Here is a 20,544-nt window from a genome sequence, read left to right as displayed (position 1 = left end):
CGACATCTGGTACCAGGTCCGCAAGAAGGTCAGTGACGTCCAGGCGGCGCTTCCCCCTGGCGTGGTCGGCCCATTTTTCAACGATGAGTTTGGCGACGTTTTCGGCATCATCTACGGGATCACCTACGACGGCTTCTCGCCGCGTGAGGCGCGAGACTTCGCCGAGACGGCGCGGACCGAGTTCCTGCGTTCCTCCGATGTCGGCAAGGTCGATATTTTTGGCGACCAGGACGAAAAGGTCTATCTCAGCTTCTCACCCCAGAAGCTCGCCAATCTTAAGCTCAGCCTCGACGAAGTGCTGACGGCGATCGCGCGGCAGAACGCGGTTGTGCCTTCCGGCGTCATCAACACGCCGCACGAAAACATGCTTGTCGACGTTACCGGCTCCCTCCTGAAGCCCGAGAGCGTTGCCGGCCTCAACCTCTGGATCGATGGACGCTTCTACAAACTCACCGACATCGCCAAGGTTCAGCGCGGCTACAGTGACCCGCCCACGAAGATGTTCCGCGTCAACGGCAAGCCGGCCATCGGCATCGGCGTGAACATGCGCGAGGGCGGCAACAACCTCGAATTCGGCGAAGGCCTGCACGAAGCGGCCGCGCGTCTGATGCAACGTTTTCCCGTCGGCATTGAGCTCAACCTGGTTTCGGACCAGCCCGAGGTCGTGCGCGAAGCCATCGGTGAATTCACCAAGGCGCTGTTCGAGGCGATCGTCATCGTGCTCGCTGTCAGCTTCCTCAGCCTCGGCTTCAGGGCCGGGCTCGTGGTTGCCCTCTCGATCCCCTTGGTTCTCGCCATCGTGTTCATCTTTATGGAGGCGATGGGCATCAGCCTTCAGCGTATTTCGCTCGGCGCGCTCATCATCGCGCTCGGTCTTCTCGTCGATGACGCGATGATAACTATCGAAATGATGATCTCCAAGGTCGAGGAGGGTATGGAAAAGCTGAAGGCAGCCACGTTCGCCTACACGTCCACGGCTTTTCCCATGCTGACTGGGACGTTGGTCACGATCCTGGGCTTCCTGCCGATCGGCTTCGCTGACAACAATACCGGGCAATATACTTTTTCGCTGTTCGCAGTCGTCGCAGCGGCGCTCGTTGCTTCGTGGTTCGTAGCGGTTCTCTTTACGCCGGTGATCGGGCTTTCCTTGCTGCCCTCCCAAATGAAAGCGCACGGCGCTCATGGGCCTGGCCGCTTCATGCGCGCTTTCATTGGCTTGCTCGGCTTCAGCATGCAGCACCGCTGGCTTACCATCGCCGCCTCGCTTGCCGCCTTCGGTGCCTCCCTCTACGGCATGGGTTTCGTGCAGCAGCAGTTCTTCCCGGCGTCAAACCGGCCCGAGCTTGTGGTGACGATGACGCTGCCGAAGAATGCCTCGATCGCGGCGACCGAAACGGAGACGAAGCGGCTGGAAGAGACGCTTGCCAGCGACCCCGACATCGCCGGCTTCTCTTCCTATGTGGGCGGCGGCGCCATCCGCTTCTACCTGCCGCTCGACGTCCAGCTCGACAACGACTTCATGGCGGAGACTGTGGTCGTCGCGAAGGACCTCGAGGCGCGGGACCGCGTTCAGGCGAAGCTCGAGACGCTGTTTGCCGACAGCTTCCCGAACGTGAGGGCCCGCATCTCGCGCCTGGAACTCGGGCCGCCGGTCGGCTGGCCGGTGCAATACCGGGTGAGCGCGCCGACGACCGACGAGGCGAGGGAGCACGCGGAGGAACTCGCAAAGATACTGCGGTCATCCGGCCTCGTGCGCAACGTCAACTACGACTGGGCCGAGAAGAGCAAGGAGCTGCGCATCGTCGTCGATCAGGATCGCGTGCGACAGGCCGGCCTGAGCTCGGAACAACTCGCCCAGGCGCTCGACCGGGTGATCAGCGGCTCGACAGTCACCCAGCTTCGCGATTCGATCTATCTGGTCGATGTCGTTGCCCGGGCCGAGAACAGCGAGCGCTCAAGCGTTGAGGCCCTACGCAACCTTCAGATCCCCACCGCGACGGGCGCCTCGGTGCCCCTGCGCGAGCTTGCCGAGTTCCAGTATGATCTCGACGAGGGCTATGTCTGGCGTCGCGACCGCCTGCCCACCATCACAGTTCAGGCGGAACCGCTGCCGGGGCAGCAGCCCGCCTCCGTTCACGAGCGACTCGCGGGCGCGATCGAAGAGTACACCAAGTCGCTGCCGGCGGGCACCTTGCTGGAAACCGGCGGCACGGTCGAGAAGAGCGGCCAGAGCAACGCCGCCCTGCTGGCCCAGTTTCCGCTGATGATCACGCTAATGCTTACCGTACTCATCGTGCAGTTAGGCAGCTTCCGCCGGATGGCGATGGTGATCAGCGTGGCGCCGCTGGGTCTCATCGGGGTCGCCATCGCGCTGCTGACCACGAGCACGCCGATGGGCTTCATCGCCATCCTCGGGATCATCGCACTTGCAGGGATGATCATCCGCAACTCCGTGATCCTCGTCGATCAAATCGAGCATGAGCGGGGCCGCGGCATCGATCCCTGGAAGGCGGTGATCGACGCGACCACGCACAGGTTCCGGCCGATCATGCTGACCGCGGCTGCAGCCATCCTTGGCATGATCCCGATCATGCACGACGTGTTCTGGGGGCCGATGGCCTACGCCATTGTCGGCGGGCTCGCCGTCGCGACTGTACTGACGCTCGTCTTCCTCCCGGCCCTTTATGTCGCGGTCAACGGCATTCGGGAAAAGCATGAACCGGCAGCAGCGCCTGACGTTCCGGCAATGCCCATTCTCGCCGCCCAGCATTGAGAAAGGGCTTGCCATGCCGGAAACCTCCTCTCTTGTCGACCGCTTTCTGAGATCGGATGCCGGCATGTATGCCGGACCAGGTGAGATTACACGCGAGTATGCCGACAAGATGCTCCTCGCCGCGCTTCAGGAAACACAAACTGTGGCGCGTTCCTATGACAACAAGGCGCAAATCGTTGGCGTAGGCTACATCCTCGCCCTCAACCTCGTGCTGCGCTTCGGCGATCTTTTGCCGACGCATGCGCCGATCGGGCCGCTGTTCTATGCGGTCGTTTGGGGGATCGTCATCATGCCGATCCTTCAGTTCGGCCAGGTGCTCTATCCGAGCCGGACACGCGCGGAGAGGGAATTCAATGGCAAGACGACTCATGGTTCCAAGACCCTACCGGTGTACTATGTCGACCCCAGCTACTTTGCCGATGTCCGTGACCTGATGCACCAGGCCTTGAGGTCGGACTGGACCTCGGTTTTGGCCACCGAGTTGCTGAAAACGTCACGCGTCAGGATCATAAAGCAGGCGCGCTTCCAACGCGGCCTGATGATGACGGTCGTGTCTTTCATCGTGCTGGGAGGCGAGCAGTTTCTTCGAAGTTTCGCGCTCGCCTGATGAGGAACATGGCAAATTTGAACGAGAGCATGATGCCACCGGTTGAGCTATGCAGCCGGAAAGCAGAGTAACCGATCTGTCCACCTTCCTACCATGGCATGAACTGAAGACGTGCCAATCACAGCGCACGTTAACGGAGAGCTCACATGAAGTGGCGTTTCGAGGACATTCTTACGTTCATCAACGTGGTAGAGGCCGGAAGCGTCACATCCGCAGCAACACGCCTGAACATTTCGAAATCAGTGATAAGCAAGCGCATCAGTGATCTCGAAACGGCGCTGCGTGTTGAGCTGTTTCGCCGATCCACAGGCAGGCTTACGCCCACCGAGCTTGCGTGGTCATTGTACGAGCGGGTTGTCCCGCTGGTCCAAGGGATCACTGAAGCGACTCAAGGGGTATCCGAGCGGACTGAAGGCCTGAGCGGGAGGCTGCGCATGGTCGCGCCAGTGTCGTTTGGGACCAACTTTCTGGGGCAAGTGATCGCTGACTTTGCGAGGTGTCATCCGGAGCTGGAAATTGCCGTTGACTTTGAAGACCGGCTAGTGAACCCGACCCAGGGCGGCTATGACCTCGGCATACATATTGGCGATTTGAAAGAGTCGAGCCTGAAGGCTCGCAAGCTCTGTGATTGCTCAAGAATTGTGTGCTGCAGCCCAGAGTATGCAACGAACTGCGGCCTACCCAAAAGCGTCGCGGAATTGGCGCAGCACACCTGCATCGGCTACGCGCATGTTCGCAGCAGCGATTTTTGGCAGTTCGAGAGTGAAGGCGTCAGTGGAAGACCGATATCCGTGCTGATGCGCAGCCGAATTGTCGCCAACAATTTCGAGGCAATGAGAGATATGGCGATCGCCGGATTAGGGCTGGTTCTGTTGCCTGAATTTCTGGCTGCTGGACCTCTTCGGGAGGGAAGTCTGATCTCGGCACTGCCCCACGTTACACCTCGGGCCTATACGATTTCGGCTGTTTATCCGTATACCCGTCAAGTCTCATCCAAGGTGCGAAAATTCATTGACCACCTCGTTGCTGCTTTCGTTCCGCCCCTGCCCTGGCACCGGCACATGGATGAGACAGCCGACCCCCGAATTAGCCGAACCGCCGAACGGACGCCCTTCGCTGCTTAGCTGAACGCAAGACAGCAGTTCGAACCAGGTACCCCATACCGCGGTGGAGACGCGTTCCAAGGTGACCACGTCTACAGGGTGCAAATCTTTGCGCCTGAGATGCGCTGCCGAACATCGTCAGCTGATTCGGATACTAGGCTGCACCAGTGCGTTGATCCGCTCTGCGAGCCACAGAAGGGTCGCGCGGAATGGTCCGTGAAGCGAGAGCTGGTGGCGACGGTAAAGCACAGCGTGACTGAACTGCGCGAAACGGCCCTTGATGAAGCCTCCTTTGAAAAACCCGAAGCGGCCCAGTGTCCCGAAGGCATTGTATTCGCTGATCGCTACCAATGCGCCGAAGTCGCGGAAGTTGAATGGCGGCACCGGAGTGCCTTTCCGGAGCAAAACCGGCAGATGGCGGATCAGATGCAGCGCCTGCTGGCTGGCCACCTGGGCAGTGGCCGGTAGTGGTCGCTCCGCACCTTTTGGCACAAGACTCGCACAATCCCCTAAAGCGAAGATGTGTTGCTCGCCCTTGGCCATAAAGTTAGGACCAACCACGACCTGGCCAGCGCGGTTCAATTCCAGCCCGCTCTCGTGAAAGCTGCAGGAAGCGCGGATGCCTGCTGCCCAGACCTTCAGTGCCGCGGGCACGCGTTCGCCGCCCTCGAGCAGATAACCTCCCGGATCGGCGGCCATGACTTTCACGCCAGTGCGCACGTCCACGCCCAGCTCGCGCAGTTGGGACTCCACAGACGTGGAAACCTTTTCCGGAAATGCGCCGAGGATGCGTGGTGCCGCTTCCAGCAGCGTCACCCGCAGGCGCTGGCGGATGTCCGTGTTGCCGTAGCCTGACGCCAACTCGACCATCCGGCTCAGCTCAGCGGCCAGCTCCACGCCGGTGGCGCCACCGCCGACGATGGCAATGTCGATGTTATCGCCCTCGGCCAAGCTGCGCACCACCTGCGCGCGCAGCCGGGTATTGAAGGCGTCAGCCTGGTCTTGACTGTCGATGAAGTGGCAGTGTTCGGCCACGCCGGACGTGCCAAAATCGTTAGCGCGGCTGCCGAAGGCGAGGACCAGCACGTCATAGTCCAAGTCGCGGCCCCGAGCGACCAGTTCTTCGTTGCCCGCCTTCAGCGGCGCCAGGCGTATGCGCCGCGCCGTCCGGTCGATTGAATCGACCTGTCCGGGCACGTAATCGAAATGATGCGCGCGCGCGTGCGCAAGGTATGGCACCTGCTGTTGGTGAATGTTCCAGGTGCCGGCCGCGAAGGTGTGCAGCATCGGCTTCCAGACGTGGATCCAGCTGCGGTCGATCAGGCTGACGCGCGCCCTGCCGCGGCGGCCCAGCGAATCGCCTAGTCGGGTTGCCAGAATCAGGCCGGCAACACCACCACCAACGATGACGATGTGTGGTGATTGTTCACGCGCGCTCGGCTTCACCGATGGTCCCGTATCAACGGCTTGAGCACTGTGGTCGGCTTTTGGTTGCTGTAGCATTTGATATCCCTGCTGCAAATTAAGTTGGCGTCAAGCTCCTGTAGAACGCCAGAAGTTTCCGCCTGACATTTAAGCACTGCGCCGCATTTTGAATGTTCGATTTTACCGAACACCGGGTTCGCGAAAGAGAACTCCCAATCTGCTCCCGCCTGACTTAGTTGATATGGACCAGGTCAACGACCAAGCAGCGGGAACAATCGTCTGCACGAATTTGACTAGAAACTGCCTGGTCGGGACCAAGCAACGACTAACCTAACCACAGCCGTGGAAATCGATCCACACTGGTACTGCAAACGAGGTTTTCTCAATGACTGACAAGCACGACACTTCAACAGTCCGGTCCCTGCCAAGCACAAGCCCGGCCTCCTGGGACCTGCGTCACCCCGGCTGCATCATGAGGGGGGCCAACGGCGAGGAGATACACGAGTTTCTGGGTATGTGGCCCCTCAAGCCCGATGCCGACGTCGTTGGACTCAGAGATGCGCTGAGCCGCGAGGCCCCGTTCTGGGGAGGGCCTGGAAAGACATTCTCGGAGGCGACGACGATGCTTGGCCTGATCCGGACGGCGCGCTGGTTCGTCGGCACCAGCACCGAGTTCGGTCCCACCCTCTACTTCGTCTCGCAGTTCGATAGCAGCCTGGAGAAGTACTTCGACGACTTCGTGCTCAACGGGAAGACAAATCTCGAGAAGATCTGGGGTACGTGCATCGGCTGTCCGACCGGCCCAGACGCGACGGCGCGCGATATCGTGCAGTACGTCGCTCGCGGGCAGATCAAGACCCTGGTCTGTTACGACGCCCTTCCGAGCCTCAACCTGGGCCAGATCCAGAAGATGGCCGACTGGTACCAGAAGACGCAGACCTTCCAGCGCGCGGTCGCTAAAGGCGACGGCAACCTCGAGGACAAGGTCAACGCCTTCTTCGCCGAGCTGGCCAAGCCCTACCCATTCGTGCCGAGCGGCGCCGACATCGACGCCGACGTCACCAACGAGTGGCAGTTCGCCGACGTCCCCGAGAGGTTGGGCGTGAAGAAGGCCGCGTAGACGGTCTGGCGTGGAAGGAGCGCGATCATGAGCACTCGAGCTACGAGGCGAAGTCTGGCCGCCGCTGATTTGAAGGACCACCTTCACGATATCCAGGACAACGTGGTCGCGCCCATCCTGATGCGCTACGGGCGCCACATCTTCGTGAAATTCACCGACGGCGCGAAGGCGCGCGCGTGGTTGCGCAATCTGCGCGACCGCGTCAACGCGCGGCAGCAAGAGCACGGCACGCGATTCACGGTCAACATCGCGTTCACCTACGAGGGGCTGAAGGCGATCGGGCTCTCCCGGCCGTCACTCGAAAGCTTTCCCGAGGCGTTCCGCGTCGGGATGCGGGGCCGTGCGCGCGTCGTGGGCGATGTCGGGCCGCACGCGCCGGAGCACTGGCAGGGCGGCCTCGGCGGTCCCGACATCCACGCGATGGCCTGGCTTCGCACCGATTCTGACGACGGCCGCGAAAAGGCGATGCGAATCTTTCGCGCCGAGATGGAGGCGACCGGCGGTGTCGAGATCCGCTTCGTTCAGGATACGATGGCGCTGGCGCATGAAAACGGGATCGGATCGGAAGGCCAGCATTTCGGTTTTGTTGATCCGATCTCGGAGCCGCCGATAGAGGGGGCGAATGTACCTTCCTATCCTGGCGATGGTGTGCTGGAGCCAGACGGCACGTGGCGTCCGCTGAAACCGGGCGAGTTCCTGCTGGGTTACGAGGATGAGGCCGACCCGGCCGGCGCGCAGGCGCCCGAGCCGTTCGAACTGCGGCTGAACGGTACGTACCTCGTCTTCCGCAAACTCTACCAAGACGTCGCGGCATTTCGGCGATATATGGCGACGGCCGCGAAAGCGCTCTACGGTTCCGACGACGATAATCATCAGGAACTGGTTGCGGCCAAGATGATGGGCCGCTGGCGCAGCGGGTGCCCGCTCGATCTGTCGCCCGACAAGGACGACCCGGCGATCGCGGCGGACCCGCAGCGTCGCAACAACTTCACCTATGCCGGCGACGACGAAGGCCTGCGGTGCCCGCTAGGTTCGCACCTGCGTCGCAGCAATCCGCGGACGACGCCCTTGAAGCGCGCGACCGCGGTGAGGCGGCACCGATTGATCAGGCGAGGCGTCGAGTACGGCCCGCTTCTGAAGGAAGGCGCGCTCGAGGACGACGGTGTTGATCGCGGGCTGATCAACATGTTCATCCAAGCCGATGTCGAACGGCAGTTTGAGTTCGTCCAGAAGGAATGGATGAAGGGCGGCGAGTTCATCGGACTTGATCCGAACGAGCAGGATCCGATCAATGGCGTCGGCGGCGAAGGTTCGCAAATGCTGGTGCCTGGCGCCACCCAACCGTTCCTGTTCGATCTGCCGAACTTCATCAAAGTGAAGGGTGGCGAATATCTGTTCGTTCCAGGGCTGAAAGCCCTTGAAGGCTTGATCGAGCAGAAATTCTGAGAGTTGGGGAAGTAGGTATTATGTCAGACCATTTCAGCGGCCCTGCGGTATTGGGCGATCCAGCAGTGGACATCACTGATTTCTACGCGTTTGCGAGTCCCGAACGACCGGGAAATCTCGTCCTGATCATGGATGTGTTTCCGATGGCGACATCGCAGTCCTACTTCAGCGATGTTGTCACCCACCGGTTTCGACTGCGGCCGCTGACGCGATCGGCCGGGAGCGTTACCTGTGGAGCGGCAGAAGAAACGATCGACATCCGTTTCAGTGATGTGCCGGAAGAAACTGCGGTTCAGAAAGGGCACATCGTCACATCCAATGGCCGCGAGGCGAGCTTTGTCGTCGGGAAACCGTTCGAACAGGATGGCTTGCGCGTCTTCGCGGGACTGGTCAGCGACCCGTTCTTCATGGATGTCGAGGCCACCCTTCGCACCGATATTTTGGGCAAGCTGTCCTTCAACACAGCTACAAACACCGTTCAGTTTCGCGACGTCTTGTCGATCGTCGTCGAGGTGCCGGTTGCGCCAATAGTTGAACGATTCGACGGCGTGACACTGATCGCCGCCATCTCGGAGATCGTCGTTACGCGCCGGGGCAAGCCGATCCGCCTCGAACGCCTCGGGCGGCCGGAGATCAAGAACGTCATGATTGCAAACTCAGCTCGTGATCCACGCACGAGGGGGGTCGAACTTCGCGATCTCTACAATCGCGAAGACGCTTTCGCGCTTTCCAGGGAGTATCGGTCCCTTTACGAGTCGCGTCTCGACGCGAACCTGGCCTTCTGGGATGGTCTCGACGGCAAGACTGCATGGCCGTCAGGGTCAGACGGGCGCCACCCGTTGCGCAATCTGCTCATGGACGATTTTCTCATGCTCGATCTCGGGCAAGTATTCGCACCGGGAAGCTTCCTCGATATCGAGCGCGCGCTAATCGACAACCGGCCGCACGAAAGCGCCGGCGGTCGCTGGCTCGACGACGACATTCTCGACGAGCTGCTCACGTTGCTTGCGAATGGTGGGCGAGGGGAGCGGCTGGGCGACGGGGTCGATGCCCCCACCAAACCGGCGAGCCCAACCTTTCCATACGTACGCGAGCCTAACCGGCGAGCCGACCTCCCCCTACCGGAATTTCTGAGGAGTTGAACATGCGATCTTTGACAGGCGAGAGCCCCGTCGTGGCGGGCGCTGCATCCCGGACTGACAAGTTCCTGCAGTATCCGGTTATGCCGACGTTGAGGCCAGCCTATCCGCGCGGCCCATGGCACTACAAGGACATGCACCAGCTTGTCGTCACATACGAGAGCACTGCGGAAGCCGTGCGCGCGGTTGTCCCAGCACCTCTCCAACCTGCCGACGGCAACCGCGTCACCATAGAATGGCGGCGCATGAGCGAGGTCAGCGGATTCGGGCCGTACACCGAGGTCGGCCATTCAGTGGCGTGCACCTTCGAGGGCAAGCCGGCCATCTACGTCTTCCAGGCATTCCTCGACAGCGAATCGCCCACGCTCGCCGGCCGGGAGATCCTCGGCTTCCCCAAGCGGTACGGCGAGCCCGACCTGAAGACGGTGCGCGAGGTGCTGACGGGCACCCTCAATTATGGCGGCGTGCAAGTCGCGCTTGCGACCATGCCGTATCGCGCGGTCGACCTGTCAGACCGTTTGGCCGAGATAGAGCAGGAGCTGCAGACCACCCAGCTCGTGCTCAAGCTGCTTCCCGACGTTGACAACCACACGCCGAAGGTCGCCCAACTCATCCGCGTCGGTATCTACAATGTCCGATTGAAGGGCGCCTGGGGAGGCCCAGCGGAGCTGTTCACGGTCCCGCACGTCGGCTGCCCGGTCGCGGCGCTTCCGGTCGTGCGGGTGCTTGAGGGCCGACAGCATCTCTGGGACATGACGCTGAGCGACGGTCAAGTCGTGCACGACTACCTGGAAACCGAGCGCCCCTAGAACGCGCTGAAGGTGGCGCTCGTCTCGCAGTAACACGCGTGCCGCCGAGCGCGGCGGCTCGCTCCTAACGAATCCTCCAACCGCAACCTGGGAATTTCAAATGACCATGACTGTCGACCGAAAGAGTCTTGGCCGCGGTGAGCCGCTCGGCGCCGCCGCCATGGCCCAGCTCTTCACTGAAGCGCGGACCCACCACCATTTCCGCGAACTTCCCGTTCCTGACGGGCTTCTGCGCGAAGCGCTCGACCTCGCCAAGATGGGTCCGACCGGGGCGAACCAGCAGCCGCTGCGCGCGCTCTTCCTGCGCTCGACGGCAGCCAAGGAGCGGCTGCTTCCGGCGCTCATGCCCGGCAATGTCGAAAAGACCATGGCTGCACCGGTCGTCGCGATCATGGGCCATGCCGTCGACTTTTATGAACGGCTGCCGTTCCTGTTCCCGCACGCCGATGCGAAGAGCTGGTTTGCCGGCAATCCGGAGTTCGCCGCACGCAGCGCCGCGCAGAACGGCACCCTTCAGGTCGCCTACTTCATTCTCGCGCTGCGCGCCGTCGGCTTGGACGCTGGGCCGATGACCGGGTTTGACCCGGCCAAGGTCGAGCAGGAGTTCTTCCCCGACGGCAAAATCAAGGCCAACGTCATTATCAACATAGGCTACGGCAACGACGCCAAGTTGTTCCCGCGCGGCCCGCGGTTCGTATTCGACGAGATGGCGACGATCCTCTGAGGCTGCAACCTGAAAAAGGGGCGTCGCGCCTATAGTCGCGGAGCCCACCCCCCATCGTCACTACAGGAGAATTGAGTATGAATTCGTTGAAGGGCAAGGGCGCCGTCGTAACCGGCGCTGCATCCGGCATTGGCAAGGCGATTGCAGCCGGGTTCATTGAAGCTGGCGCTAGCGTACTGCTCTGTGATCTCAACGCCAATGCGCTCGATGCCGCCGCCCGGGAGCTAGGTGATCGCGCGGTGGGCCGAGTCACCGACGTGTCGGACGAGAGACAGGTCGAAGGCGCGATGCACGCGGCTCGCGAGGCATTCGGGTCGCTGGACGTCGTGGTCAACTGTGCAGGCTTTGGCGCCATTGTGCCGCTGACCGAACTCACCGGCGACAAGTGGAATTCCGTCCAGGCCGTGACGCTCGGCGGCGTCTTCTACGGCGTAAAGCACGCGGCCCGGCAAATGCTCGCGCAGGGACGTCCCGGCGTAATCATCAACATCTCGTCGGTGAATGGACGGCAGCCGGGCGAGGGGCAAGTAGCCTATTGCGCGGCGAAGGCCGGCGTCGACATGATCACGCGCTGCGGCGCGCTGGAACTGGGTGGTCGCGGCATCCGTGTCGTCGGCATCGCGCCAGGCCTGGTGGAGACACCGTTGACGCGGAAGGAGTTGGAAGATCCCGCCAAGCGCGAGCTCTTCTTGAACATCATCCCGATGAAGCGCGCGGTTGAAGCGAAAGAAATTGCTGCGGCGGCCGTGTTTCTCGCGTCGGACAACGCCAGATCAATCAACGGGGATACGATCGCTATCGATGGCGGTTCGTTGACGTGCGGCTATCCGGCACTGCTGACCGGTTTGAAAAGTGCATGATGACCAATGCCGGACGTTATACGAGCGGCCCAATCGCCCTCGCCAATCTTGCGGCATCGATCGATAGCCTGGAGCTTCGTCGTGCGGAAGGTGCGGCCTTCGACAGCCTGGTCGCGCTATCGAAGTTGCTGTTCGTGCGCGGTGACGTGCTTGGTCGTATCGCGGACCATGAACGGGCGGAACTCATCGCCAGGGAGGCGGTTGCGTTGTCGCCTAACACCGCAACCGCGCTCTATATTCGTGCACGGCTCGCGGGGCGTTTCCATCGCTTCGAGGAAGCGAGCGCGCGTCTCGATGAAGCGCTCGCGGCCGGATATCCACGAAACGAGATCGATGCCGAAAAGGCGGCGCTGCTGCAGGCGACCGGACGACATGAAGACGCGCTGGTCTTGCGCGAAAGACTGGCTGATGACGATCCTGGGATTCACACACTTGGCGCGCTCGCATCACTCCTGGCGGAAATGGATCGATGGGTGACGGCGGAAGCCACCTATGCGGCTGCAATCGATGCCGACGATGGCGTGTCGCCGCTCCCGTGCAGCCAGTTGCTGTTTGAATGGGGCGTGAGCGCGATGCGCAGTGGTGCTTTGGACCGGGCGGACGCTATCTTCGCTGAACTCGAGGCCATTTTGCCCGGGCACGTTCCAGGACGAGGACATCGCGCGGAAGTTGCGCTCGGGCGCGGACAATTGCAGCTCGCACTTATGCTCGTCACGCCGTTGCTCGAAACCTCCGACGATCCGGAATATCGCGCCACCTATGCGGAGATCCTAGCCGCGCATGGCAGCGCCAAGGCTACGAGCGAAGCGGAACGTGCGGCATCAGCCTACGAAGTGTTGCTGGCGCGACGCCCCGAGGCCTACGCCGACCACGCGGCTGCCTTTTTCATAGGCATCGGTAACCGACCGCAGCGGGCGGTCGAACTGGCATTGGCCAATCGGAAACTCCGCGATACACCGCGCTCGCGGAACCTTCTAGCCAAGGCGCTGCGCAACGCAGCGAGTTTGGCCGGTGCGGGCAGCACGCATGTCTCCAATCTCATGTCGCTAAGAGGGACCGGGCACCGGTTTGGGCATCCTCAGGGAGCCACAAGGTGACGGACATTGTCGTGATCGGCGCCGGACCGGCTGGAGCGGTTGCCGCGCTGCGCGCCGCGGATCTGGGCGCGCGCACCACGCTGGTCACCAGCTCTGGTTTTGGAGGCATGGCCGCAAACGACGGGCCGGTCCCAGTGCGCACTCTGGCTCACGCAGCCCGGCTGATCCGCGGCGTTCGACAACTAGGTCAATACGGTATTGCCGTGGGCGAGCCGGTGCTGGATTACTCCCGGTTGCTGGCGCGCGTGCGCGGGGTCGTCAGTGAAGTGCTTGCGCACTCCTCCTTGCGCGAGCAAATCGATTCGGCCGGAGTTACCATCCACGAGAGGGCCGGCGCCGCGCGCTTCGCAGACCCTCATACCATCGTTACCGAAACAGGCCTGCGTCTTCAGGCCGACAAGATGATCATCTGCGTCGGCGGCGTCGGCCGGCGGCTTCCCATCCCGGGCTTCGAGTTCACGAGCACCCATAGCAGCGCCTTCTCATTGACCGAGGTTCCTCCGACTATGCTGGTCATAGGCGGCGGGGCAACGGGGGTGCAAGTCGCGTCCATATTCAATGCATTCGGCTCGCGGGTTGAGCTCTTTGAGACTGGTCCACGCATCCTCTCAGGTGAGGACGAGGATATCGCAGCCGCTGTCGCCACGGCTTTCCGTGAGGCAGGTATCGTGGTGCATGAGAACTTCGGCAGCATCGACTCCTTCGAGAAGACCTCGGCGGGAGTGCAGATGAATTTCTCCAAGAACAGCGAACGGGACTCCGCCGAGGCCACGCTTGCTGTGGTGGCGGCGGGCTGGGTGGCGAATACCGCCGAACTCAATCTCGGCGGACTGGGCGTCCTGACCGATCATCGAGGGTTCGTAAAAGTCGATGACTACCTAAGGACGTCTGTGCCCAATATCTTCGCGGCAGGCGATGTGACCGGTCGCCTGATGTTGGTTCCACCTGCTCTGCAGCAGGGTTTCGTGGCTTCAACGAACGCGGTTCTTGGCCCCACCGTGCGGCTCGAAGAGAGCGTAAATACGAGCGCCGGATTCACCCATCCGGAGTATGCGAGCGCGGGCCTGACGGAAACAAAAGCCCGTGAAACCCATGATGTCGTGACCGCGGTCATCCATTTCGACTCGACCATCCGCACGATTATCGATGGGCGAAAGGTAGGCTTTTGCAAGCTTATTGTAGATCGCAAGACAGCAAAGATATTGGGCTGTCACGTCGCTGGTGAAAGAGCAGTTGAGATTGCCCAAGTCGCGGCAATAGCCATTTCTGCGGGATTGCGAGTGGATGATTTGGCTCGGGTCCCACTCGCGTTTCCTACCTATACAGGAAACCTTGCGGACGCGGCCGCCAGCGCGGCCCGCCAACTCGAGCTGCATGTGGGCTGTCAAGCGCCTGAAAACGCGATGTCGCGATAGGGACGAAGAGTGTCCGATGACGTACATACCGATCCTCGGTCTGGGCTTCCTCCTGGGAATGCACCACGCGCTAGATGCAGACCATATTGCGGCAGTCTCGAGTATCGCGGCGCGCCGAACCAGGATGACCGACATCCTCAAGCACGGCCTGACCTGGGGACTGGGTCATACGTTGACGCTGTTCTTGTTTGCCGGCGCTGCGATCGTGCTGGGTCGGAGAATTCCAGACTTACTTGCCGAGCCCCTCGAAGCTGCGGTTGGCGTCATGCTCGTCGCCCTTGGAACTCACGTGCTGTGGCAGCTGTGGCGCGAGCACCTGCATCTCCGGCGACGCAACCGTTGCGTTCGGCAAATTCACCCATACAGCGGCGCTGGCGACCGGGTTTCAAATGGGAGCTCCGAGCAGCGGCACGAGCATGGGTTTCGCTGGCGTTCGCTGGCCGTGGGGCTGATGCACGGCATGGCCGGGTCGGCAGCACTGCTGGTCCTTGCCGTGTCCCAGTTCGCAGACCCGCTGCAGGGCCTGGCCTACATTGTGCTGTTCGGCCTGGGCTCGATGATCGGGATGGGCGCGCTGTCGAGCGTCATTGCCGTGCCGCTCGTGGCCTCGGCGCGTTTGCTCACTGGGATGAACCACAGTCTTCAGGCGGCCGTCGCGCTTCTCACGGTCGGAATCGGCGCCACGACAATTTATGCAATTCTCGTTCATGCAAATGTTTGACCAGGGTGAACCGTTCAACGTGGCCGGTCTCAGTGACGAGGCCGATGGGAATGGCGGCGAAGCGGGCAAATGCGAGTCGCCATACCAAAACGCTTTTCCTCTCGCGTTGGCCGACGTCCTTGTCCGCCACCCTGAGGCCTCGGCGAACATCAAATCCTCCGCGACGCCGGCACCCGACCGGAAAAATTCAAGAATAGCCCCATGACTATGGACCCAGCGACCATCTCGGCCGTTTCGGCACTTGCCGGCTCCGCCATCGGCGCCTTGGCCTCCGTGGCCACGACCTGGTTTACCCAGCATCATCAGGACCATGCGCAGCGCCTCGGACAAGAAGGCTCACGTCGAGAGCGGCTGTTCGGCGAGTTCATCGACCAGGCATCGAAAGCCTATGCGGACGGCGTGGTTCAGGAACGCCTGGATGACCCCGCCAAGCTGGTTCCGATGTATACCGCCATGAACAAGCTTCGCCTGTTTGCGACGCCAGGCACAATTGGGGCTGCAGAGGCGGTGCTGGTACTTGTTGTCGATACATACGAGAAGACTTCGACCGCGCTGGAGGCGCGGAACTCCCACATCACCGCCCATGACATCCTGCGGGAATTTGCAGATGCCTGCCGCGCGGAGCTGACGTACCTGCGCTGACTCCAAGGAAGCTTTCCATGCCGATCAAGTTCATCAGCGCTACGCCTGCCGGCCTGGCATATTCAAGCTCAAGCGTGCGGGCAGGCATCGACAGGCGAAAAGCGCTGCTGCGGGCGACGGCCGTTCTCGCGGGCCTGTCGTTGCTGGTCCTTGCAGCAGCCAGCCCAAACCATTCATACGCCCAGGAGCAAACCTCCTCTGCCGGGACTCCTCACCGCCAGCCGCTGAGCGAAAGGGAAATGGAGGTGTTGGTGGCGCGCATCGCGCTCTATCCCGACGAGTTGGTGGCCGCGATCGCGGCGGCATCTTTGTATCCACTGCAGATCGTTGAGGCCGAAAGAAATTTGGAGCGGGTCAAGACCGATCCGAAGCTGAAGCCTGACAAGGATTGGGACGGGAGCGTCATCTCGCTCATGAATTATCCCGAGATCGTCAAAATGATGAGCGACGATCTCAAGTGGACGCAACAGCTCGGCGAGGCAGTGGCCTATCACCAAAAGGACATGCTCGAGGCCATCCAGCAGTTGCGCGAAAGAGCGGTTGCCAACGGCATCATCAAGAGCGACGACAAGACCGTGGTCGTCGAGGAGCACGAAAAGGTCATCATCAAGTCGGCCCAGGCAGACAAGGTTTACATACCGGTCTATCGATCAGAGGACCTCTACGATTCGGGCTATGCGTCGAAAAGGGTAAGCTACTACTCCGACTCCTACTCGTCCTACTACGATCCGACCGCCACTTACTACGCCGGTTACGTCACCGGCGCTGCCTGGGCCGCCGCCGTCGACTGGTACGAGGGGGAAACCTGGAGCGGTTACGGCCGCTGGGGTAAAGATGTCGAGATCAACTGCGACGACTGCTTCAACGATCGGACCTTTAACGGCGACATCAGTTTGAACCGGGTTGATTGGACGAAGGTCGATAGCTCCAGAGTAACTTTTGACAAATCACAGCTGACCAGGCTCGATCACAACACGCTGTTCAGGAATCTGAAGGCGGACGGTTATAATAGTCTGACAAAAAGGGCGGCGGAACTCAAACTGCATGGACCTGAAACGCTGCCGGACAGTCGTCAACTCATGGACGGCAAGAGCGTACTCGAGGGGCTCAAAAGCGCCACTCCGGGCGATCGGTTCGGCGAAATCGGACGCACCCCCGGCACGCTCGCCAAGCCGTTCGCCGGCAAGCCCGGGATAGCCGGCGCCCGGTCAAAACCGCTCGCCGGGAGCCGCACAAACCCTATGGCAGGAAAGCTTAAGTCCAAAACGCGCATCGGCGCGCGGCCTCGCCACCCGGCTCCGAAACGTGACATCATGCGCGGCCGCGATCCCGGCGCTTTTTCCCACGGTCCGCGCCACCGCGGCCCGACAAGGGGAGGTAAGCCGCAATTCAAGCGGCCCATCCGTGGCGCAGGAGGCCTCGCCGGCCCACCGCGGCCCAACGTGCCGTCAGGCCTTGGCGGCCCACCTATGCCACCCTTTGGCGGCCCTCCTCGGCTGTGAAATGGGGCGCTGCAAAGAACAGCCTCTGGAGAGGCAAACGGCTCGGTCACAAGCCGTCGTCCTTTCCACAACCAAGCCGTGGGCAACGTCGCCGCGTTTGCGTGCAGGCCGTGTCCTCGTCGTGCCACCGGCGATGAGTGAACCACATGGTATCTGGACGGAAATTCTGGCGATGCTCCGTCTAGGCGCTGCCCACGTCGGGTGACGGGCTTTCCGCGAGAAGATTGCTTGTTGCACCCTACTGGTTGCCCCAACCTGGCGTTCGCGGCAAAATTGCGGCTACCAATTTGGTAGTGCCTTTGTCGCCGCTGGTGTCGCCGGGGAGGCAGTCGACTTCGCGGCAATCGACGGGCTCACGCGGTGGCGGCATCGCCGTTGTATCCACTGTACGGGTCTCGGACGCACCAGATTGCAACTGGCTTGCAATGCCGAGGGCCGTCTCGCTCTTCTTTTCAAATCGATTGACAGACCAGCTCAGAGGGAAATTGGGGCGTTGTCTCTCCTGCGCCTGAATAGGCCCGTGTCCAGCGGAACGTTCCTTCCACTGGCCAACGCTGCAGCAGAACGGTCAACTCTGTCAGGAACGCCGAGAAGGTCGTAAAGCCGCTGACGATTCCGGTTGTCACGAATAACCGATACCGAACGGAGCGAATAGCCCAACGACCAACCAGCTGTGCTGTCACGCTCCGTTACCGTTTTGTTGGCCTGACGATCGTTTTGCCCATTCGAGGGTCGAAGACGCTCGGCTGCTTTGCGACCGGAGTGACCACTAGCGTGCTGACGATTGGGTTCCGGCGTTCGCCGATTGTGACCCAGCTGCCGGGGTGGTCACTCGACTGGCGCTTGAGAAAATCATAGCCGGTCTGGTCCCAATGGCGGATCCCGTCCGTCAAATTGTCGAGGATGAAATCGCCCTTGTCTGTTCGGACGGTGAGGACTGCATGGCCTTGGCCGCCCCGCTTGCGCACGACCGTGATCAGAAGGTTGGAAGGCGAAAGACCCTCACGCATGAGATCGCGACGCTTTTCAAGCACATAGTCCTCGCAATCGCCGTGGCCATTCGGATAGGCCCAGACTTCGTCCCTGCCATAAGCTTCGATATCGGTTATAGGTCGAACCGACCTGTTGATCCGCGCATTGATTGCGATGATTTTTCTCCAGACGGTGCCGGTGACATGCAGGGGGCCGAGGTCGCGGGTGCGGGTCGTGCATTCGGCCGAATTGGCTTTGCAGAATTCGTAGTGACCGATCGGCTGAGAGGCTAGACCGCCCGTCAGCATCGGTGGTGATGCGTGGGCCGATCCTGCCGGCCATCCCACCGTGATCAGCCCGAACAGAATGCCGGAGCGCATGATAGCGAGCGGTGCTTTTGACAGGGAATACGCAGTGCTCATGACGTGGCTGCGGCGGCTTTCGGCCGCCGGGAAAAGCCGAGCCTCGCGAGCCCGATCTGGATCTCCGGACAGCTCATGAAGAGGCGCCACAGAAGCCCGCTCCGGTAGTTCTCGATCATGACCACGATCGGCCCCTGATCGATCGCCAAATAGGAGTCCGCGCACCAACCCGTCGAAGGGCTGAATGCATCCCTGAAGCCATACTCGCCCCACAGCCGGTCGCCGCGCGAAGCGAAGTGGCGAAGCGCCAGCTCGCATTCTGCGGGGGCATAGGGGAAGGAGCCGAGGGCGCCGGATGGAGTGATCACGCCGAGGTCGCGGTCGGGAGCGTGCGCGACATAGCCGTCGATACTATCGCTCGCAGTCAGCCCCCAGCAGTCCGCGCCATAGCCGTCGAATTTCCCTGGATTGCGAACGCAGTGCGTCCGGTTGATATGCGTATAGGCGACGTTCTGATGCCAATAATCGGCATAGCGATCTCGAAGCGCCCTCGGATCGAGGCCGAGGAACGAATAGTGCGAGAAGAATAGGGGACCGCCGTGATCAGGCCCGAGAGGCAGCCGCACGCCTTCAATGCTTCGGCCGTTGGCGAAGGCCCGGCCCGCCGCCCAACCGCGGTGATAGACATCCGGCTCGATCGAATGCCGTGCGGCAGACGCGGCGAGGATGAATGCAATCAGGCATTCGTTCCATCCGTGGATCGGGAGGTCCATCGCCCATCCGTGCACCGGGCTCCAATGCCAAACGAGCGCCTCGGAGCCGCGGGTGTACCAGTCCCATTCGACCTCCGACCACAGAGCGTTGATAAGGCTGCGCAAGACGCGTTCCTTAGCGTCCGGCCCTCGAAAATATTGCCGCGCAGAAAGCAGCCCGACCATCAGATATGCCGTCTCGACAATGTCGCCGCCGTCGTCGAGCTGACTGAAGGGAATGGTTCGGCCGCTGTCGCCGTCCATCCAGTGAGGAAAGGCGCCGTGATGGCGCTCGGCCTGGCCGAGGAAGCACACCATCTTAATCAGGCGGTCGAGAGCGGCTCGCCGGCCGATCCATCCGCGTTCGACACCGGCAAGGATCGCCATGATGCCGAAGCCAGAACCGCCGGTCGTGACGACATGCGGTGTCGTGTTGCTCCGCTCTCGGGCGAGTCCGCTCGTGGGATGGCCGAACTCCCAGAAGAATCTGAGGGTCTGTCGCTGCACAGTATTGAGGAGCTCGGCCAGAGCCTCGTCCGGACGAGGGCCGTCGTAGTGCTTGCGGCCGATGAATATCCTGGGCGGCTTTTCGATCGCGACCGGAACGACGTGCGCGCCCCCGCTGCCGCGGCCGCTGGGGTTCGGTCCCTGGTCAGGAGACGGCCAATTGCGGTCCGCACGGAGCGCGCGTGACGCAGTGTACCGCAAGCGGCAGTGCGGGGTTGAAAGGAGTGTCTGTCCCTTGGAGATGTCGCCAAAGGGGTCGGTGCGTTGAACTTGTCTGCTGCTGAAGTGAGAGCACCGATCCCCTGCCAATGGCAGGCGCTCCTGCAGCGATTGCGGAGCATTGCTTTCGAATGGCGCGATCGGGTCAGTATCTGTCTGGAAGTAGTTTAGCAACATGGTTCGCGCCGTCCTTACCGTTGAGGTCAGTATAGTTTGCCGGCGACGAACCACTCATTGTACGCAAGTAGACGGAGATCGTACGGATGTAAGCGGAGCTAAGGTATTGGTCTAGAAGCCTCATACTTTTGGTGTGATCACGCGACGAGTCCGCATACAGCTTGCCAGCCTC

At 61.5% G+C, this 20,544-nt stretch carries 17 protein-coding genes; 14 read left to right on the top strand and 3 right to left on the bottom strand.

Annotation, left to right across the window (positions count from 1 at the left end; all coding sequences use genetic code 11):
* The 3 genes from NMG70_RS15985 to NMG70_RS15975 all read left to right on the top strand — a co-directional run.
* Nucleotides 1-2,773: efflux RND transporter permease subunit (locus NMG70_RS15985; protein ID WP_436798396.1), on the top strand; the 2,773-nt coding region annotated here is incomplete at its 5' end.
* A 13-nt stretch (nucleotides 2,774-2,786) separates the two neighbouring features.
* A complete protein-coding gene (locus tag NMG70_RS15980; protein WP_254025442.1) occupies nucleotides 2,787-3,380 on the top strand; it encodes a Pycsar system effector family protein in 594 nt (197 codons plus the stop codon).
* Between the two features lie 146 nt (nucleotides 3,381-3,526).
* Nucleotides 3,527-4,504: a LysR family transcriptional regulator gene (locus NMG70_RS15975; RefSeq protein WP_254016431.1), complete on the top strand. Its 978-nt coding sequence runs from the start codon at nucleotides 3,527-3,529 to the stop codon at nucleotides 4,502-4,504.
* A gap of 117 nt (nucleotides 4,505-4,621) precedes the next feature.
* Here the strand turns inward: NMG70_RS15975 and NMG70_RS15970 are convergent, their stop codons facing one another.
* On the bottom strand, nucleotides 4,622-5,986 hold the full coding sequence (locus tag NMG70_RS15970; protein WP_254025441.1) for an NAD(P)/FAD-dependent oxidoreductase: 1,365 nt from the start codon (nucleotides 5,984-5,986) through the stop codon (nucleotides 4,622-4,624).
* 307 nt (nucleotides 5,987-6,293) lie between these two features.
* On the opposite strand from NMG70_RS15970, the gene NMG70_RS15965 reads away from it, so the two are divergent.
* From NMG70_RS15965 to NMG70_RS15915, 11 genes are all read left to right on the top strand, one after another.
* Nucleotides 6,294-7,028: a hypothetical protein gene (locus NMG70_RS15965; protein WP_254025440.1), complete on the top strand. Its 735-nt coding sequence runs from the start codon at nucleotides 6,294-6,296 to the stop codon at nucleotides 7,026-7,028.
* A gap of 27 nt (nucleotides 7,029-7,055) precedes the next feature.
* Nucleotides 7,056-8,474 carry a Dyp-type peroxidase gene (locus NMG70_RS15960; RefSeq protein ID WP_254025439.1) on the top strand — a complete coding sequence of 473 codons (1,419 nt, stop codon included), beginning with the start codon at nucleotides 7,056-7,058 and terminating at the stop codon, nucleotides 8,472-8,474.
* Between the two features lie 20 nt (nucleotides 8,475-8,494).
* Complete coding sequence (locus NMG70_RS15955; RefSeq protein ID WP_254025438.1) at nucleotides 8,495-9,616, top strand: DUF4331 family protein; 1,122 nt, start codon at nucleotides 8,495-8,497, stop codon at nucleotides 9,614-9,616.
* 2 nt (nucleotides 9,617-9,618) lie between these two features.
* Nucleotides 9,619-10,422, top strand: a complete 804-nt coding sequence (locus NMG70_RS15950) for an acetoacetate decarboxylase (protein WP_254025437.1) — start codon at nucleotides 9,619-9,621, stop codon at nucleotides 10,420-10,422.
* A gap of 100 nt (nucleotides 10,423-10,522) precedes the next feature.
* Nucleotides 10,523-11,146: a malonic semialdehyde reductase gene (locus NMG70_RS15945; RefSeq protein ID WP_254025436.1), complete on the top strand. Its 624-nt coding sequence runs from the start codon at nucleotides 10,523-10,525 to the stop codon at nucleotides 11,144-11,146.
* 77 nt (nucleotides 11,147-11,223) lie between these two features.
* Complete coding sequence (locus tag NMG70_RS15940; protein ID WP_254025435.1) at nucleotides 11,224-12,006, top strand: SDR family NAD(P)-dependent oxidoreductase; 783 nt, start codon at nucleotides 11,224-11,226, stop codon at nucleotides 12,004-12,006.
* Complete coding sequence (locus NMG70_RS15935; protein ID WP_254025434.1) at nucleotides 12,003-13,103, top strand: tetratricopeptide repeat protein; 1,101 nt, start codon at nucleotides 12,003-12,005, stop codon at nucleotides 13,101-13,103. The genes NMG70_RS15940 and NMG70_RS15935 overlap by 4 nt, the downstream gene beginning before the upstream one ends.
* A complete protein-coding gene (locus NMG70_RS15930) occupies nucleotides 13,100-14,518 on the top strand; it encodes a dihydrolipoyl dehydrogenase family protein (protein WP_254025433.1) in 1,419 nt (472 codons plus the stop codon). Before NMG70_RS15935 ends, NMG70_RS15930 begins: the two co-directional genes overlap by 4 nt.
* 16 nt (nucleotides 14,519-14,534) lie before the next feature.
* Nucleotides 14,535-15,239 (top strand): HoxN/HupN/NixA family nickel/cobalt transporter, encoded by a 705-nt coding sequence (locus tag NMG70_RS15925; protein ID WP_254025432.1) that lies wholly within the window; start codon nucleotides 14,535-14,537, stop codon nucleotides 15,237-15,239.
* A 207-nt stretch (nucleotides 15,240-15,446) separates the two neighbouring features.
* A complete protein-coding gene (locus NMG70_RS15920; RefSeq protein ID WP_254025431.1) occupies nucleotides 15,447-15,881 on the top strand; it encodes a hypothetical protein in 435 nt (144 codons plus the stop codon).
* A 17-nt stretch (nucleotides 15,882-15,898) separates the two neighbouring features.
* Nucleotides 15,899-17,383: a DUF3300 domain-containing protein gene (locus NMG70_RS15915; RefSeq protein WP_254025430.1), complete on the top strand. Its 1,485-nt coding sequence runs from the start codon at nucleotides 15,899-15,901 to the stop codon at nucleotides 17,381-17,383.
* 689 nt (nucleotides 17,384-18,072) lie between these two features.
* Here the strand turns inward: NMG70_RS15915 and NMG70_RS15910 are convergent.
* A complete protein-coding gene (locus NMG70_RS15910) occupies nucleotides 18,073-18,777 on the bottom strand; it encodes a transglutaminase-like cysteine peptidase (RefSeq protein ID WP_254025429.1) in 705 nt (234 codons plus the stop codon).
* Complete coding sequence (locus NMG70_RS15905; protein ID WP_254025428.1) at nucleotides 18,774-20,177, bottom strand: glucoamylase family protein; 1,404 nt, start codon at nucleotides 20,175-20,177, stop codon at nucleotides 18,774-18,776. The genes NMG70_RS15910 and NMG70_RS15905 overlap by 4 nt, the downstream gene beginning before the upstream one ends.
* Nucleotides 20,178-20,544 lie beyond the last annotated feature (367 nt).

It is taken from the genome of Mesorhizobium ventifaucium (genome assembly GCF_935822925.1).
GTDB classification, from domain to species: domain Bacteria; phylum Pseudomonadota; class Alphaproteobacteria; order Rhizobiales; family Rhizobiaceae; genus Mesorhizobium; species Mesorhizobium ventifaucium.
This window is presented reverse-complemented; position numbering and strand designations above follow the sequence as displayed.